At 61.0% G+C, this 17,260-nt stretch carries 16 protein-coding genes; 4 read left to right on the forward strand and 12 right to left on the reverse strand.

Annotated features, from left to right (window positions below; genetic code table 11):
* Positions 1–22: 22 nt before the first annotated feature.
* The 4 genes from HBO10_RS02560 to HBO10_RS02575 all read right to left on the reverse strand — a co-directional run bounded on the left by HBO10_RS02560 (position 23) and on the right by HBO10_RS02575 (position 3,468).
* The gene (locus HBO10_RS02560) at positions 23–1,240 is read right to left on the reverse strand and encodes an SAM-dependent methyltransferase (protein WP_034126538.1); all 1,218 of its coding nucleotides are present in this window, start codon (positions 1,238–1,240) and stop codon (positions 23–25) included.
* A 220-nt stretch (positions 1,241–1,460) separates the two neighbouring features.
* The gene (locus HBO10_RS02565) at positions 1,461–2,078 is read right to left on the reverse strand and encodes a TPM domain-containing protein (protein ID WP_034126537.1); all 618 of its coding nucleotides are present in this window, start codon (positions 2,076–2,078) and stop codon (positions 1,461–1,463) included.
* A 31-nt stretch (positions 2,079–2,109) separates the two neighbouring features.
* The gene (locus HBO10_RS02570) at positions 2,110–2,838 is read right to left on the reverse strand and encodes a TPM domain-containing protein (protein WP_034126536.1); all 729 of its coding nucleotides are present in this window, start codon (positions 2,836–2,838) and stop codon (positions 2,110–2,112) included.
* A gap of 18 nt (positions 2,839–2,856) precedes the next feature.
* A complete protein-coding gene (locus tag HBO10_RS02575) occupies positions 2,857–3,468 on the reverse strand; it encodes a LemA family protein (RefSeq protein WP_014717327.1) in 612 nt (203 codons plus the stop codon).
* A gap of 241 nt (positions 3,469–3,709) precedes the next feature.
* On the opposite strand from HBO10_RS02575, the gene bglX reads away from it, so the two are divergent.
* Positions 3,710–6,001, forward strand: coding sequence for a beta-glucosidase BglX (gene bglX / locus HBO10_RS02580; protein ID WP_034126535.1), 2,292 nt, complete (start codon positions 3,710–3,712; stop codon positions 5,999–6,001).
* Positions 6,002–6,146: 145 nt separating this feature from the next.
* On the opposite strand, the gene HBO10_RS02585 is transcribed toward bglX, so the two are convergent.
* The 6 genes from HBO10_RS02585 to HBO10_RS02610 all read right to left on the reverse strand — a co-directional run bounded on the left by HBO10_RS02585 (position 6,147) and on the right by HBO10_RS02610 (position 13,020).
* Positions 6,147–7,304, reverse strand: coding sequence for a phosphatidylserine/phosphatidylglycerophosphate/cardiolipin synthase family protein (locus HBO10_RS02585; protein ID WP_034126534.1), 1,158 nt, complete (start codon positions 7,302–7,304; stop codon positions 6,147–6,149).
* A gap of 1 nt (position 7,305) precedes the next feature.
* Positions 7,306–7,887, reverse strand: coding sequence for a YceI family protein (locus HBO10_RS02590; RefSeq protein ID WP_034126533.1), 582 nt, complete (start codon positions 7,885–7,887; stop codon positions 7,306–7,308).
* Positions 7,888–8,098: 211 nt separating this feature from the next.
* The gene (locus tag HBO10_RS02595; protein ID WP_034125988.1) at positions 8,099–8,857 is read right to left on the reverse strand and encodes a helix-turn-helix domain-containing protein; all 759 of its coding nucleotides are present in this window, start codon (positions 8,855–8,857) and stop codon (positions 8,099–8,101) included.
* 64 nt (positions 8,858–8,921) lie between these two features.
* Positions 8,922–10,364: an amidase gene (locus tag HBO10_RS02600; protein WP_034125987.1), complete on the reverse strand. Its 1,443-nt coding sequence runs from the start codon at positions 10,362–10,364 to the stop codon at positions 8,922–8,924.
* Positions 10,361–11,671, reverse strand: coding sequence for a citrate-proton symporter (locus HBO10_RS02605; protein ID WP_034125986.1), 1,311 nt, complete (start codon positions 11,669–11,671; stop codon positions 10,361–10,363). The genes HBO10_RS02600 and HBO10_RS02605 overlap by 4 nt, the downstream gene beginning before the upstream one ends.
* Before the next feature lie 170 nt (positions 11,672–11,841).
* Positions 11,842–13,020, reverse strand: a complete 1,179-nt coding sequence (locus HBO10_RS02610; RefSeq protein WP_034125985.1) for a M20 aminoacylase family protein — start codon at positions 13,018–13,020, stop codon at positions 11,842–11,844.
* A 351-nt stretch (positions 13,021–13,371) separates the two neighbouring features.
* On the opposite strand from HBO10_RS02610, the gene HBO10_RS02615 reads away from it, so the two are divergent.
* The 3 genes from HBO10_RS02615 to HBO10_RS02625 all read left to right on the forward strand — a co-directional run bounded on the left by HBO10_RS02615 (position 13,372) and on the right by HBO10_RS02625 (position 15,691).
* Complete coding sequence (locus HBO10_RS02615) at positions 13,372–13,665, forward strand: DUF3077 domain-containing protein (protein ID WP_034125984.1); 294 nt, start codon at positions 13,372–13,374, stop codon at positions 13,663–13,665.
* 230 nt (positions 13,666–13,895) lie between these two features.
* Complete coding sequence (locus HBO10_RS02620) at positions 13,896–15,305, forward strand: PAAR domain-containing protein (RefSeq protein ID WP_034125983.1); 1,410 nt, start codon at positions 13,896–13,898, stop codon at positions 15,303–15,305.
* Positions 15,302–15,691, forward strand: a complete 390-nt coding sequence (locus HBO10_RS02625; protein ID WP_034125982.1) for a hypothetical protein — start codon at positions 15,302–15,304, stop codon at positions 15,689–15,691. Before HBO10_RS02620 ends, HBO10_RS02625 begins: the two co-directional genes overlap by 4 nt.
* 180 nt (positions 15,692–15,871) lie before the next feature.
* Here the strand turns inward: HBO10_RS02625 and HBO10_RS02630 are convergent, their stop codons facing one another.
* Positions 15,872–16,186 carry a hypothetical protein gene (locus HBO10_RS02630; protein ID WP_034125981.1) on the reverse strand — a complete coding sequence of 105 codons (315 nt, stop codon included), beginning with the start codon at positions 16,184–16,186 and terminating at the stop codon, positions 15,872–15,874.
* On the reverse strand, positions 16,183–17,256 hold the full coding sequence (locus HBO10_RS02635) for a serine hydrolase (protein WP_034125980.1): 1,074 nt from the start codon (positions 17,254–17,256) through the stop codon (positions 16,183–16,185). Before HBO10_RS02635 ends, HBO10_RS02630 begins: the two co-directional genes overlap by 4 nt.
* Between the last annotated feature and the right edge of the window lie 4 nt (positions 17,257–17,260).

Raw genomic sequence — 17,260 nt, forward strand, 5'->3', positions numbered from 1 at the left:
CCCACAGGGAACCGCGCCCATTTCAGGCCAGGTAGCCATCCCCGCGCAACAGGGTTTCCAGGCAGTGTTCGGTGATGTGATAAAACGCTTTGAGCTCCTGGATTTTTGCCAATAGCTGCGCGTTGTCCACAGGCTCGGCACGTTTGACCGCCAGGATCATCTTGTTCTTGTTGGTGTGTTCCAGCGAGATGAACTCGAACACCTTGGTCTCATAGCCACAGGCTTCAAGGAACAATGCGCGCAGGCTGTCGGTGACCATTTCCGCCTGCTGGCCCAGGTGCAGGCCGTATTGCAGCATCGGCTTGAGCAACGCCGGGCTCTGGATCTGCAGGCGGATCTGTTTGTGGCAGCACGGCGAGCACATGATGATCGACGCACCGGAACGGATGCCGGTGTGGATCGCGTAGTCGGTGGCGATGTCGCAGGCATGCAAGGCAATCATCACGTCCAGCTCACTGGGCGCCACGCTGCGTACATCGCCGCATTTGAACACCAGCCCCGGATGCTCCAGGCGCGCAGCGGCGCTGTTGCAGAGGGTGACCATGTCTTCACGCAACTCGACACCGGTGACCTCGCCCTCGGCCTTGAGGGTATTGCGCAGGTAATCGTGAATGGCGAAGGTCAGGTAGCCCTTGCCCGAGCCGAAATCGGCGACACGCACCGGGCGGTCGAGCTGCAACGGCGACGACGTCAGCGCATGGCTGAACACTTCGATGAACTTGTTGATCTGCTTCCACTTGCGCGACATCGAGGGGATCAGCGCCTGCTTGGCGTCGGTCACGCCCAGGTCGGAGAGAAACGGCCGGCTCAGGTCGAGGAAGCGATTTTTTTCACGGTTATGCTCGGCTGAAGGCGCTTCGCGCAGTTGCTGCGGTTTGCTTTTGAACAGCGAGCTTTTGTTCTTCTTGCTGTATTCCAACTGGGCTTCGTCGGTCAGCGCCAGCAAGTGCGCGTTCTTGAACGAGCTGGGCAACAGCTCGGCGATCGCCGCCACGCCGTCGGCCAAGGGGAAGTTCTTGGTGATGTCGCGGGTCTTGTAGCGATAGACGAACGACAGGCAAGGCTGCTCCTTGACCACCACCGGTTTGATGATCAGCCGCTGCAACTCGGCTTCCTCACCGACGTACTTGGCCAGCACCAGCTTGATAAAAGCGTTCTGGGCCAAGCTTGCGCTCAACAGTTCGATGAACTGGGCATGATGATCCGGCGCAGGGCGGGCAGGTTGAGCGGTGACGGACATGAACAAAAACGCCTCGGGTAAAGAATGCCGGGCATTTTAGGCGGGATGGGGGTTCAGGGCACGGGGTTATTTGATCAACGGTCAATCAACCCGAATAAGGATGCTGCCTTGTGTAGGAGCGAGCTTGCTCGCGAAAAACGTCAACGATAACGCGGGTGTCCTGAATGAACGCGGCGTCGATGAGTTTTTCGCGAGCAAGCTCGCTCCTACAAAAAAGCAGTTATTCGAGTACGACCAGGCGATTGGGCAGTTCGTTGCGGGTTTGGGTAACGGGCACATGCACCTTGAGCAACTCGCCACAGGCTTCAACGCAGGCGATGAACCCGGCCAGCGTCTGCCCCTGTTTAACTTGCTGGGTAAACGCCTGGACAATAGCGTCCCAATTGCTGTCATCCAGGCGCTTGGAAATCCCGTCATCCACCAGGATCTCCACATAACGCTCGGCCTCGCTGACAAAAATCAGCACCCCGGTGCTGCCCACCGTGTGGTGCAGGTTCTGCTCCAGAAACTGCCGCCGCGCCAGGTTGGACGCACGCCAGTGGCGTACCGAACGCGGGATCAGCCGAGTAGTGACCTTGGGCAAGCGGAACACCAGGCACAGCACAATGAACGTCGCCCACTGCGCCACCAGCAAGGTGTACATGGTCAGGTAGCCCGACAGGTAATGCACCACACCCGGCACCACCAACGCGATCAAGCTCGCCCACAGCAACGGAATGTAGGCGTAGTCGTCGGCGCGCGCCGCCAGCACGGTGACCAACTCCGCGTCGGTGGTTTTCTCGACCCGGGCGATCGCTTCGGCGACTTGGCGCTGCTCGTGTTCAGTCAGTAATGCCATGGTTGTAGATGCTCTATTCTCGTTATTGTCATTACCAGCTGCCCGAAGCCCCGCCACCGCCAAAACCACCGCCGCCGCCGCGGAAACCACCGCCACCGCCGCCCCCACCGCCGCCGCGCCCGCTGCTGTTGAGAATCGCCAGCAGGATAGCGCCCACTGGCAAGCCCATGCGATTGCACAGCCACAGCACGCCGATCAGCAGAATAAACAGGCCGATGGAAAACCCGGGATTATCCATGGCGAAGTTCGCATCCGCCACATGGGCCGGCACCGCCAAGGGCTCACCGCCCACCACCTGGATCATCGCGGCCACGCCGTCGCTGATGCCCTGGCTGAAATTGCCGGCCTTGAACTTGGGCAGGATCACCTGGTTGATGATCACCCAGGATTGCGCATCCGTCAGCACGCCTTCCAGGCCATACCCGACTTCGATGCGCAATTGGCGGTCATCACGGGAGACGATCAACAGCGCGCCGTTGTCCTTGCCCTTCTGGCCAATGCCCCACTGGCGGCCCAATTGATAACCGTAGTCCTCAATAGGCACGCCTTGCAGGTCGGGCACGGTGACCACCACCAACTGGTCGCCCGAGGTCTGCTCCAGCGCCTGCAGTTGCTGGGTCAGTTGCTCGCGCACCGCCGGGTCGATCATCTGCGCGCTGTCCACCACCCGCCCGGTCAGCGCCGGGAAGCTCGGTGCCGCCTGGGCCACGCCCACGCAGGCCAACAGCCACAGCGCCAGGCCTATCCGTAATAAACGCATCGACACCTCAGTGCAGCCTTATTTGAACTTCACTTGCGGCGCTTTATCGGCATCGGCGCTGGTGGCTTCAAACGTGGCGCGGATCGGCAAGTCGCTGTACATCACGCTGTGCCACAGGCGGCCCGGGAAGGTGCGGATCTCAGTGTTGTAAGCCTGTACGGCCTGGATAAAGTCACGGCGAGACACAGCGATACGGTTCTCGGTGCCTTCAAGTTGCGATTGCAAGGCCAGGAAGTTCTGGTTGGCCTTCAGGTCCGGGTAACGCTCGGACACCACCATCAAACGGCTGAGTGCGCCGCTCAGGCCATCCTGGGCTTGCTGGAACTGCTTGAGTTTTTCGGGGTTGTCCAGGGTGCTGGCATCCACCTGGATCGAGGTGGCCTTGGCCCGCGCTTCAATCACCGCGGTAAGGGTTTCCTGTTCGTGGGCGGCATACGCCTTCACCGTTTCCACCAGGTTGGGGATCAGGTCAGCACGGCGCTGGTACTGGTTCTGCACCTGGCCCCAGGCGGCCTTGGCCTGTTCGTCCAGGGTCGGGATGTTGTTGATGCCGCAACCGCTCAGCACGCTGCTGATCAGTAACAGCGCCGCAGCCTTGAAGCCCCAGCGATAAGTGTGTGCTGCTTGCATAGTGTTTCTCCTGCCCGATCTGATGGAATGTGACGACTAACCCTATAAACCACGCGCTTGGGGCATAATCCGCCACCACTGGAATGCTTCGAGCCAATCAGCTACAAAGATGCCCAGCGCGAAAAAGAGTTCAGAGTGTGCTGCATTTATCTGAACAACACCCGAACAACAATAGACGTTCCCCACATTTTGGCCGACAGCATCTCTCTGAATGCTGCGCAGTCGCCGAAAAAGGATATTCATGAAAAAGCTGTGTTTGCTCGGCCTTGTTGCCACTCTGGCCAGCCACCCCGTATGGGCAGAAACAAAGCCTGCTGCGCTTAACGACAAGGACGCCTTCGTCAGCGACCTGCTCAAGCAAATGACCCTGGATGAGAAGATCGGCCAATTGCGCCTGATCAGCATCGGCCCGGAAATGCCCCGCGAGCTGATCCGCAAGGAAATCGCCGCCGGCCGCATCGGTGGCACGTTCAACTCCATCACCCGCCCGGAAAACCGTCCGATGCAGGACGCGGCCATGCGCAGCCGCTTGAAGATCCCCATGTTCTTCGCCTACGACGTGATCCACGGCCACCGCACCATTTTCCCGATCAGCCTGGCCCTGGCCTCCAGCTGGGACATGGACGCCATTGGCCGCTCCGGGCGCATCGCCGCCCAGGAAGCCGCCGCCGACAGCCTCGACATCACCTTCGCACCGATGGTGGATATCTCGCGCGACCCGCGCTGGGGCCGCACTTCCGAAGGTTTCGGTGAAGACACCTACCTGGTGTCACGCATTGCCGAAGTGATGGTCAAGGCGTTCCAGGGCACCAGCCCCGCGAATGCCGACAGCCTCATGGCCAGCGTCAAGCACTTCGCCCTCTACGGCGCGGTGGAAGGCGGGCGCGACTACAACGTGGTCGACATGAGCCCGGTCAAGATGTACCAGGACTACCTCCCGCCCTACCACGCGGCGATCAAGGCTGGCTCCGGCGGCGTGATGGTCGCGCTCAACTCAATCAACGGCGTGCCTGCCACCGCCAACACCTGGCTGATGAACGACCTGCTGCGCAAGGACTGGGGCTTCAAGGGCCTGACCGTCAGCGACCACGGTGCGATCGTCGAGCTGATCAAGCACGGCGTGGCCAAGGACGGGCGTGAAGCCGCCAAGCTGGCGATCAAGGCCGGCATCGACATGAGCATGAACGACTCGCTGTACGGGAAGGAATTGCCGGGGCTGCTCAAGTCCGGCGAGATCCAGCAGAGCGACATCGACAACGCCGTGCGCGAAGTGCTCGGTGCCAAGTACGACATGGGCCTGTTCAAGGACCCGTACCTGCGCATCGGCAAGGCCGAGGATGACCCGGCCGACACCTACGCCGACAGCCGCCTGCACCGTGCCGAGGCCCGCGACATTGCGCGCCGCAGCCTGGTGTTGCTGAAAAACCACAACGACACCCTGCCGCTGAAAAAATCCGCGACCATTGCCCTTGTCGGCCCGCTGGCCAAGGCACCCATCGACATGATGGGCAGTTGGGCTGCTGCCGGCCGGCCTGCACAATCGGTGACCCTGCTCGACGGCATGAACGCCGTGATCGGTGAAAAAGGCAAAGTGATCTATGCCCGTGGCGCCAACATCACCGGCGACAAAGCGGTGCTCGACTACCTCAACTTCCTCAACTTCGATGCCCCGGAAGTGGTGGACGACCCGCGCCCTGCCCAGGTGCTGATTGATGAAGCGGTGAAGGCGGCGAACAACGCCGACGTTATCGTCGCCGCGGTGGGCGAGTCCCGTGGCATGTCCCACGAATCGTCGAGCCGTACCGATCTGAACATCCCGCAAAGCCAGCGCGACTTGATCAAGGCCCTCAAAGCCACCGGCAAACCGCTGGTGCTGGTGTTGATGAACGGCCGTCCGCTGTCGATTCTCGAAGAGAACCAACAGGCCGACGCGATCCTGGAAACCTGGTTCGCAGGTACCGAAGGCGGCAACGCCATCGCCGACGTGCTGTTCGGTGACTACAACCCATCGGGCAAGCTGCCGATCACCTTCCCTCGTTCGGTCGGGCAGATTCCGACCTACTACAACCACCTGACCATCGGCCGGCCATTCACCCCAGGCAAGCCGGGCAACTACACCTCGCAGTACTTCGATGACACCACCGGCCCCCTGTTTCCGTTTGGCTATGGCCTGAGCTACACCACGTTCAGCCTGTCGGACATGGCACTGTCGTCCACCACGCTGAACAAGACCGGCAAGCTCGATGCCAGCGTCACCGTGAAGAACACTGGCAAGGTCGATGGCGAAACGGTTGTGCAGTTGTATATCCAGGACGTGGCCGGTTCGATGATCCGCCCGATCAAGGAGTTGAAGAACTTCCAGAAGATCATGCTCAAGGCCGGCGAAGCGCGCACGCTGCACTTCACCATCACCGAGGACGACTTGAAGTTCTACAACGCCCAACTCAAGTTCGCGGCGGAACCGGGTGAGTTCAATGTGCAGATCGGCTTGGATTCCCAGGATGTGCAGCAGCAAACCTTCGAACTGCTCTGATCTGAAGCTGTAAACACGGTCGCTGTGGGAGCTGGCTTTTGTGGGAGCTGGCTTGCCTGCGATACAGGCACCTCGGTTTGTCAGGTGTACCGAGGTGATGCTATCGCAGGCAAGCCAGCTCCCACAGTTGATTGAGGTGACCCGGCTAACCGCGTCGATCCAGCAGGTTCACCACCAACCGATCAATCCAGCCCCACACCCGCTGCTTCACCCGCCGCCACAATGGCCGCGCCTTCCATGCCTCCAGGCTCACCGCCTGGCTTTGGGCAAAGTCCGCTTCGAAACTGCCCACCACCGCTGCCGTCAACTGCGGGTCCAGCGCTTCGAGGTTGGCTTCCAGGTTGAAGCGCAGATTCCAGTGGTCGAAATTGCACGAGCCAATGCTCACCCAATCATCCACCAGCACCATCTTCAGGTGCAGGAAACACGGCTGGTATTCGAAGATCTGCACGCCTGAGCGCAGCAGGCGCGGGTAATAACGGTGCCCGGCGTAACGCACCGACGGGTGATCGGTGCGCGGGCCGGTGAGCAGCAAACGTACGTCCACACCGCGCCCTGCCGCCCGGCGCAAGGCACGGCGCACGCTCCAGGTTGGCAGGAAGTACGGGGTCGCCAGCCAGATACGCCCCTTGCTGCTGTTCAAAGCACGAATCAACGATTGCAGGATGTCACGGTGCTGACGCGCATCGGCATACGCCACGCGGCCCAGCCCCGGCCCGGTCGCGGGCACCTTGGGCAAGCGAGGCAAACCAAAGTGGGTAGCCGGTTTCCATTCACGGCGCGCGGCGTTAGCGTGCCATTGCCGGTCGAACAGGGCCTGCCAGTCCAGCACCAGCGGGCCGCTGATCTGCACCATCACTTCATGCCAGTCGGCGGTGTCTTGCCCCGGCGTCCAGAACTCGTCGGTGACACCGGTGCCGCCGACCACCGCAATGCGCTGGTCGATCAGCAGTAGCTTTCGATGGTCGCGGTACAGGTTGCGCATCCAGCGCCGCCAATTCAGGCGGTTGTAAAAGCGCAGCGCCACGCCGGCATCGGTCAAGCGCTTGCGCAGCCCCAGGGTAAACGCCAGGCTGCCGTAATCGTCAAACAGGCAACGCACCTGCACGCCGCGTTCGGCGGCCAGTACCAGCGCCTGCACCATGGCCTCGGCGCAGGCCCCGGCTTCGACCAGGTACAACTCAAGGTCAACCTGCTGCTCGGCCCGGGCGATGCCCACCAGCATCTGCGGGAAGAAATTCGGCCCGTCGATCAGCAATTCGAACTGATTGGCGCTGCGCCACGGGAACACCGCGCCGCTCATGTCAGCGCGCCGTGAAAATCAGCACCGCACCCACCGGCACCGACAAACTGATCGACTTGAGCCCTGCCGCCTTACGCAAGGTAGCCACACCGGGCGCCAGGTCGAAATCTTCGGCATGCAGCACCACGGGCTCCAGAGTTACCACCTGGAAACGCCGCTCATCCAGGCGCGTGGCCAGCAGTTCGGCGCTGTAGGTCTGGGTCTTGCCGTGCAGCGTGACGCTCAAGGGCAGGCGCAATTCCAACTGCGCGCCGGACGCCAGGTCATTGATGGGCTGCAGATTGATCTGTGCGCTGATCTGCGCTTCGGGGAAGGTCTTGATCTCGAACAGCTCTTTACGCATGCGCTCGTCGCGCAACGGAATACCGCTGTTGATTGAGTCCAGCTCCACCTCCAGCCGAGCCGCGCCTTTGGCGTCGACTTTGCCGTGCAGCACCAGGAAGCGCTGGACTTCGGCAATCTCGGTGTTTTTGGTGGTGACGAAAGACAGGCGCGAGGATTCGTTATCCAGGTACCAATCGGCGTGGGCGGGCACAGCAGCAAAGGCCAGCAGCGCTAAGACCAGAGGTTTGACATTGAACATATAGACTCATGGGGCAAAAAACCTGGGCGAACCTTAAGCGCAATCTCACAACCGGCGCAAATTCAATGTGGGAGCTGGCTTGCTGTGGCGAGGGAGCTTGCTCCCGTTCGACAGCGCAGCTGGAGCCGGCTTTTTGGGGGCGCTACGCACCCCAGCGGGAGCAAGCTCCCTCGCCACAAAAGCCAGCTGCCGCAGGGTTTTTGCTGTGTTTTCAAACCAGCGTTCGCTGCACTTCGCAGATCGTTTCTTCAAGGCTGCCCATGTGCAAATTCAACACCCGCTCCACCGGCGCCTGATGCATCGGCCAATGCAGCGCCATGCTCCCCACCAATCGGCCGTTGGCGCGCACCGGCAAGGCCACCGCCCGGATCAGGAACGGCAAACGCACCGGGTATTCCCAATAGCCCTCGGTACGCTGTCCGAAGCCCTGGTGCTGGGTTTGCTCGCATGCGCGATAGTGCTCGTCTGCCGCCACATGATTGCGGCCTGCCAGGCGCAGTACTTCATCAGCCGGCAATTGCGTCAGGCAAGCTTTGCCCATCGCCGAGTGGAACAGGCTGGCGTACTGGCCAACGATCTGGCAGTTGTTCGGGTACAGCTTGCGCAACACGCTGGGGATCGCGCTTTCCATGACCTCCAGGCGCTCGCCATCGAAGCACGACAAGTCCACCACCAGCCCAGTGCGCTCGCTGAGCTCCAGCAACCAAGGGGCGGCGCTCTCCACCACCTGGCGCTTGAAGCGTTGCTGGGTATCGCCAAACAAGCGCCGGGCACGCAGGCGGTAACGCCGATCGCTCAGGCCGCGGTAGACCCACCCCTGTTCCTGCAAGGTCAGCAACATGCGCGACACCGTGGCCTTGGGCAGCTGCGTGAGGTAGTGCAGTTCTTCCAGCCCCAGGGCCTGGTGCTCGCCCAGCAACTCGACGATTGCCAGAGCGCGCTCAACCGAGCGTACGGTGCCTGTCTCCATATTCGATCTCCCTGTTGCCGGTGGATGATCTTTTTTCACAGCAAGATACAGGCCCGGTCAGCGCTCAACGGGTCGTTGCAAGGCACGCCGGTGGCCGGCGTTGTACCCATTGGGTCAGTTGTTCATGGGCATAGGCCAATTGCAGTACGGCCCTGTCGGCCTGGGCCGGGCCAATGATTTGCAGGCCCATGGGCAAGCCCTGTGGGTTGAAGCCCGCCGGGATGCTCATGCTCGGCAAACCGGCGAGGGTCGGGCCGATCACCACTTCCATCCAGCGGTGATAAGTGTCCATTTCACGCCCGCCGACGAGGCGCGGCCAAGGCTGTTGTGCATCGAAAGGGAACACCTGGGCGGTGGGCAACAGCAGGAAATCGTAACGTTCGAACAGCTTGCCCAAAGCGCGGTACCACTCACTGCGGTCCACCGACGCCTGGTAAACCTGCTGGGCACTCAAGCCCTGGCCGCCCTCCACTTCCCATTGCGCTTCGGGCTTGAGCAACGCGCGTTTTTGTGGGTTGGCGTAGGCCGCGCCGAGGTTGCCGTGCACCAGCCAATGGCGGTGTACCAACCAGCAGCGCCACAGGCGCGCCATGGAAAAGTCCGGTTGGCAGCTGTGCACTTCACAGCCCAACCTGGCGAAATCATCCAGCGCCGCTTCGCACAGGCTCATCACGCCATCATCCATCGGCAGATAACCGTTGTAGTCCCCCAGCCAACCGAGGCGCACGCCCTTGAAGTCGCGCAGCAACGGCTGGCCCAGCACCGCCGGATCGGCCTGGGATGACAGCGGCGTGCGGGGGTCGTAACCGGCCTGGATGCTCAGCAACCGCGCCACATCCGTCACGCTGCGCCCCATCGGGCCTTCGGTGCCCAGTTGCTGCACGAACAACTCCGGCATCGGCCCGTGAGGCACCCGCCCCTGGGAGGGGCGCAAGCCGAACACGTTGTTGAACGCCGCCGGGTTGCGCAACGAGCCCATCATGTCGCTGCCGTCGGCCACCGGCAGCATGCGTAGCGCCAGGGCCACCGCCGCCCCGCCACTGCTACCGCCGGCCGCCAGGCGCGGGTCATAGGCATTGCCGGTGGTGCCGAACAGCGTGTTGTAGGTGTGAGAGCCCAGGCCGAACTCCGGCACGTTGGTCTTGCCAATGATGATCGCACCACTGGCCCGCACCCGCGCCACGCTGATGGCGTCTTCGTTCGGTACATGCTCGGCGAACAGCGGTGAGCCCAGGGTGGTGCGCAAACCCTGGGTGGCCGCCAGGTCCTTGATGGCCTGGGGCATGCCATGCATCCAGCCACGGGAATGGCCCCGGTCCAACTCACGATCACACGCCCTCGCCTCGGCCAGCACCGCCTCGCTTTCGCGCAACGACACCAGCGCATTCACCCCAGGGTTAAAGCGCTGGATCTGCACCAGGTACGCCTGCATCACCTCTTCGCACGACACCTGCCGTCCATGAATGGCCCGCGACAGCTCAGTGGCATCCCAATCAACAATACTCAAGGCTTCACCTCTCTGGAAAACGGCAGCGGCTTGCTCGCCCGGGGCGCCTCGCGCATGCAGTAAGTGCCCAGCAGCGTCAGCACACACGCAAACAATACATAGAACGACGGCGCCACCGGCGTGCCCAGCACCTTGCTCAGCCAGGTCACGATCAACGGCGCGAAACCACCGAACACCATTACCGCCACGTTATAGGCCACCGACACGCCGGTCGAGCGCACCTCGATAGGGAACTGCTCGGCCAATGCCGTCGGCGCTGGCCCGAAGAACCCGCCAATCGCCGTGCACAACATCACCTGCATCACCAGCAGGCGCTCGATGGACGGCGCAGCGGCTACCCACACATACAACGGGTAGACCATTACGAAGAACGCCAGGGTGAAGGCCATCAACACCGGTCGCCGTCCCAACCGATCCGAGAGCAGGCCGGACAAGGGGATCACCACGGTCATCAGCGCCACCGCAAACATCTGCACCATCAGCACCTGGTCCAGCGGCAGGCCGAGGTTCTTGTGGGCGAAGGTCGGCATGTTCACCAGCACCACGTAGAACGACACCGTCGCCCCGCAGGCCAGGCCCATGGACACCAGGATGCTGCGCCGATGGTCACGCAGCACTTGCATGAGGCTCGGCGCCGGGCCGGTGGCGTTTTTACGCGCCTGGATAAACTCTTCCGGGTCTTCCATGTGCCGACGAATCCACAACCCCACCGGGCCGATCAACAAGCCCAGCACAAACGGCAGGCGCCAGCCCCACAGGTCGAGGGTTTCGGGCGAAAAGAAATGCGTGACCAACGCCACCATCGCCGCCCCGCCGAACACCGCCAGGCATTGCCCTACCAATTGCCAGGAGCCATACAAGCCCTTGCGATGGGCAGGTGCGCTCTCCACCAGAAATGCCGTGGCGCTGGCATATTCACCGCCGGTGGCAAACCCCTGAAGCATCCGCGCCACCACAATCAGCAACGGCGCACCCATGCCAATGGCGGCGTAGCTCGGCGCGAAGGCGATCAGCGCGATGGACACGGTCATCAGCCGGATAATCAACTGCATCGCCGCCTTGCGGCCTTTGCGGTCGGCATAGATGCCCAACAGGATGCCGCCCACCGGACGCATGAAAAACCCCACGCCAAAGGTGGCCAGGGCCATCAGCAGCGACGCGTATTCGTCTTCGGAGGGGAAGAACTGCCGGGCGATGATGCTGGCGAGAAAGCCGTAGACGATAAAGTCATACCATTCCAGCGCGTTGCCGATCACCGCCGCCACCACTTGGCGGGTGCGGGAAACGCCGAGTTTTGCAGTCTGCATGAGGAACACTCCATTCAACCGATACAGGGAAAGGGTCCAGCGGCAGAAAAAGGCGTTGCAGTAGGAGCGAGCTTGCTCGCGAAGGTCGTTAACGCTGACGCAGCGCTTTCCGGGAGCCCGTGTCGCTTGTGGGTTTTTCGCGAGCAAGCTCGCTCCTACAAAGGATTGGGTTATCCGGCTGGCTTGAGCCAGCTCTCGGCTAGCGCACCCCAGTAGGCTGCGCCGGTCAGCAGGATGTCGTCGTTGAAGTCATAGGCGGGGTTGTGCACCATCGGTCGCGACACACCGTTGCCGATAAACAGGTAACTGCCGGGGCAGCGTTGCAGCATCCAGGCGAAGTCTTCGCTGCCCATCAGCGTGCGGGTGTTGCCATCCACAGCGTCGGCACCGAGCAAGGCCACACCGACCTGGCGGGCGAATTCGGTTTCTTCGGCGTGGTTGACCAGCACCGGGTAGGCCGGCCGGTGTTCGATCTGCACGGTGCAGCCGAAGCTGGCGGCCTGGGTCTGGATGATCGCGTTGACCCGTTCCAGCATCTGTTCGCGTACCTTGGGGTTAAGTGCGCGCAAGCTCAGGCGCAGCAGCGCTTGCTGGGGAATCACGTTGGCGGCCTGGCCGGCTTGCAGCGCACCGACCGTAACCACGGCGGCTTCCTGGGTATCGATATTGCGCGCTACTACCGTCTGCAAGGCCATGACCATACTCGCTGCAGCCACCAGTGGATCGACCGTGAGGTGCGGCATGGAACCATGGCCGCCGACGCCTTCAAGGGTGACAGTGAGCAAGTCCTGGGACGCCATCATCGGGCCAACTCTTAATCCCAAATGCCCCGCCGGCAAGCCCGGCATATTGTGCATGCCGAACAGGCCGTCACACGGGAAGCGCTCCAGCAAACCATCCGCCAACATCGCCTCGGCACCGCCCTGGCCTTCTTCGGCGGGTTGGAAAATCAGGTTCAAGGTGCCGTCGAATTGCCGGGTCGCCGCCAGGTAGCGGGCAGCGCCGAGCAGCATGGTGGTGTGGCCGTCATGCCCGCAGGCGTGCATGCAACCGGCGTGCTGGCTGGTGTAGGCCGCACCGGTGTTTTCGATGATGGGCAACGCATCCATGTCGGCACGAATGCCCAGCGTGCGCGAACTGCTGCCATTGCGCAGCACGCCGACCACACCGGTCTTGCCGATGCCGGTATGCACCTCATAACCCCATTCCCGCAGGGAGTGCGCGACCAGCGCTGAGGTGCGGTTCTCTTCAAAGCCAAGCTCAGGATGGGCATGGATATCGTGACGCACAGCGTGCAAGTCGCTGGCAACGTCGCTGAGCCAATCCAGGATGTGCTGGTGTGGGCGCATGGTGATTCTCCTCACAGGCGGGTGTTCCCGTTCTTGTTGGCGACACACCGCCAGCTAACCGCGATGTGGGCGCGAGGACAATCAAAGGTGGTTCCACCCTGTGGAACCTGAGGCCAACCATTTTCTTAAAATCTCTGGAGATCAAAATGTGGGAGGGGGCTTGCCCCCGATGACGGACTGTCAGCCAAAACATTTCCAACTGACCCACCGCTGCCGGGATCAACAGCGAAATGCCACCGGTTGCGAGGCCACGTACATAGCGTTAATCTCCCCACCGTCGCTGCTCATCAACGACCGGGCGTGGAATCCCGAGAAAGAAGCTCATTTTGGTTGTACCAAAGGAGCAAGCTTATGCCGTACGAAACACCCTCAGCCGAAACCATCGGCTCCGCCACCTTCGCAGACTGCGGAGAAAACAAAAGCCACCTGAAACTGTTCCGCGTCAACGCCGGGGTTCCGCTTGTGGAAGCCCTCGAACACGCCTCCCACGTGCTCTACTACGCCAAAATGCTCTCCCTTGAAGCTGCCATGGACCGCAGGGCCGAGAGGTTTGCGTTCGCCTCGCATTACTTGGGCGAAATGGGCAAAGCCATCATCGACGACCTGCTGCTGGCGATGCAGCCCGGCACTCCACCTGTGCAATAAGTAATACGCGCCCGGTGCACGGCATCGGGCGCCGCAATCCCATCAGATTAATACGACGAAACTCACGGAATCGTCTGACTTTACCTTAAGTAAATCCCTCTCCAAAGTCTGGCTTGCCACTGACTCTCCCTTGCTCGTTTACCTCGATTGAAATGCGTCACGCGTTAGTTTTCTTGTCGAGACGAGGAGGAAAGTACGGCCAAAAAACTTAATGGATAAAGGGAAAAACAATGAGCGTAGGTTATTTCATTGGCCTGGGTGACAAGACCACCTGCGGCGGGGAAGTGCTGGACGGAGATAAAAGAGTCAACATCCATGGCCTTCTTCATGCCTGCGAAGGTGATCGAGTTACCTGTGGCAAGGATGGGCAAACATATAAGATCGTCGGTGGCATTTCTTACATGAACAGTCATGGCCGGCTTATGGCCGGTACGTTGGATAGTTACAGCGACTGTCCCTGTAAAGCCGAGCTGATTCCTTCAGTGTTTTCAGCTCAATATGGTAAAGATAGCGGCGCTACGAACTCCGCCAGACGAGCAGCCGAACCGGTCCGAGCCACTACCAGTTGGGCGGCGCCTTCTCAAAGCGCTTACAAACCGCCAAGCCATTCAGTCCCGTCTGCATTTAACGGTCTATCGGGCCAGGAACCAGGTTTTTATATCGTGCCCAAAAGCACTACGCGCGAGGCTTTGGAGGCCACGCTTTTTCCAGTTCTTGACCCGGCTGTAATGCGCAAGTTTCAAACGCTGAATCCCAATACAGGTCACTTCAAAGCCGGCTCAATGGTCGTGCTCAGCGATCCGAACAACACCTCCTGCACTTATCAGGAAGCGCAGTTGATGCAGGCCGCTCAACAAGTCGATGCCTCCCTGGATTCCCTTACGCCGGACGAGGCCGACTTTCTGTATCGACACGGTGCCGAAATCGCCAGCTTCATAGCCCATACCTCAACCTGGCTCGGCGTGAGTGCGGTGGTGATGGAAACGCACCTGAATAACTTGCGCAACACCCTCCAGGCCATCGAGCGTCTACACCAACAAACTTATCGTCAGCACGGCCACCTTAAGTCGTCGCAGTTCTTCACGGATCGCCAGCGTCTTATGAGCCAGCTGGATGCTCATCTGTTGAATTCCACTCGGCTGCGTGGCCACACCACCCTGGGCGATCACCCCAAGTTGAAAACAGCCCTCGGCATTTCCAGTCGTAGCTTGGTGCACCATTGGGACAAGGCCGGTGCGCCGGGGCAGATTCCGGGATATGCCGCTCACGTGGAAGCAACGAGTCGTGCTACCCAATACATGAAGGCGGGCGGTTACATCGGGATTGGGATTGGCGGAGTGTCTTCGCTGATGGCTATTGAGCAGGTATGTAACGGCGAATCTGGGCCAGCTTGTGAGAAGGTCAAGTTTACTGAAGGCGGAAAATTTGGGCTTTCTACTGCCCTCGGCGTTGCAGGTGGCGCGATGGCTAGTTCTGCCAGTGGTCCGATCTGCCTGGCGATTGGCGTAGCCACTGGAGGTATCGGAGGCGTTGTATGCATCGCAGCTATAGTAGGGACAGGCGCATGGATGGGGACGACTGTTGGTAGTATGACTGGCGAAGCTATCGGAGAAAAAATTTACGAAATGACTCAACCATGACCGGTATCGACACTTGGCCTCCCTGGGCTGCAATCTTTGTTTTGGGGGCCCCAGGTCTGCTCGCAGTTGCCGGGATTGCTCATAGTTTGCACCTGAGCCACCGTCATCTGGACGCATTAAAGGAGGCTTTGAAAAACAGTCGGTATATCTACCTATGGGGAGATAGCCTAGGAAAACGGGGCTTGATTTGGTCACTCTTGGAAATATCAAAAATCGCGGGGATGGTCGTGTGGCCGAGGGCTTATGTTCTTACCGGTGATGTAAATCCTGCTGATATCGAAACATTTCCAGCTCGTCTGAAACGGCGTCTGATCGTCAATATGACGCTGATGTTCACGTCATTCACATGGGGGGTAGTTGCCGCCATGCTTGTGAAGTTCAGGTAGCTCAAACGGGCCTCAGCCGAGGTCCGACATCAGCAAAAAACCAGCGCCGTTGCGTCCGCCAGCGCATATCCCCTGTGGGAGCGGGCTTGCTCGCGAATGCGCAATACCAGCCAATACATGTGTTGACTGACCCACCGCATTCGCGAGCAAGCCCGCTCCCACAGGAGGTGATGGGGTGTGTCAGGGAGTCAGGCGGCAGCCTTGGCGGTTGCCCATCCATCGCGCTGTATGCGTACGCCCCAACCCGCTCGCTGTCACTTCACTGCGCTCAGGCGTGTCGATAAACGCACTGATGGGCACGTACTGCTTCACATACCCCAGGCAATACTGCGCCGGGTTGTTGGCCACGTACCGGCACGAGCAGTACTCCTTGGCGGTGTACGCCGCGATGATGTCGGGGAAGGCTTGCAGGTTGACGCGCTCGTGCCAAACCCAGCCGAACAATGCGAAAAGCAACACCAGTAAAACGCTGATGAACGGATGACGACGGATCATGAGCGCACCGCCGCCAGCACGCGTTTGAGCAGTTCGTTATGCCGGTAACTGCCATCCCGATCATCGCCGTAACGCACGATCACCAGGTGTTCGTCGGGCAGCACAAACAGCGCCTGGCCCCAGTGCCCCAGAGCGGCGAAGGTAGTGGCCGGTGCGTCGGGCCAGGGTTGGGGGGCGCCGGTATTGAGCCACCAATGGCCGCCCGGCACAGCTTCATCCTGGCCGGCTTTGTAGCGGTCGAAGGGCCGGCGGTTGAAGGCGACCCAGTCCTTGGGCAGCAGTTGCCGCACGCCCCAGCGCCCATCCCGGGCCATCAGTAACCCTACTCGTGCCAGATCCCGGGCCGTGAGGTAGGCATAGGACGACGAGACAAACGTCTCATCGGCGTCGGTTTCCCAGGTTGCGTCGCGAATGCCCAAGGGCTGGAACAGCGCGTCCCACGGGTAGGTGATGTAGGCCTTGTGGCCGAGCATGCCCTTGAGCGCGGCGGACAGGATAGTGCTGTCGCCACTGGAATAACGGAAAGCCTGGCCAGGGGCGGCGACCGCCTCGGCATCCGCTGCGAATTGCGCCATGTCGGTGTGGCCACGGGTGTAGAGCATCGCCACCACCGAAGATTTCAACGGGGCGTACTCGTAGTCTTCCTGCCAGTCCAACCCGGAGGCCCAGTGCAGCAGGTCGGCCATGCTCACCTTGGGGTGCTGCTTCATCGGCGGGTAGAAACGTGCGGCGGGGTCGTTGAGTTTGAAGCGGCCTTGCCCATAGGCCACGCCCAGCACGGTAGCCATCAGGCTTTTGCTGACAGACCAGGTCAGGTGCGGCGTGCTGGCAGTGGTGGGCGCGGCGTAGCGTTCATAAATGATTTCGCCGTCACGAATGACCAGCAACGCGTCGGTGCGAATACCGTTGCGGGTGGCATCGTCGCGGGGTGGGAAAGCGTAGGCGTCCAGGGCATCGACAGCGGGGCCGGCGAGAGATGTGCCCACGGCCCACTCCTTATCAGGCCAGATTTCAGCGCGGGCATTCACGGTGACAAACAGCAGGGCAACGCACAACAGGCCTCGGACCATGGAC

Origin of the sequence: Pseudomonas sp. WS 5503, assembly GCF_012985385.1 — a bacterium.
In the GTDB taxonomy this organism is placed as follows: Bacteria; Pseudomonadota; Gammaproteobacteria; order Pseudomonadales; family Pseudomonadaceae; genus Aquipseudomonas; species Aquipseudomonas paracarnis.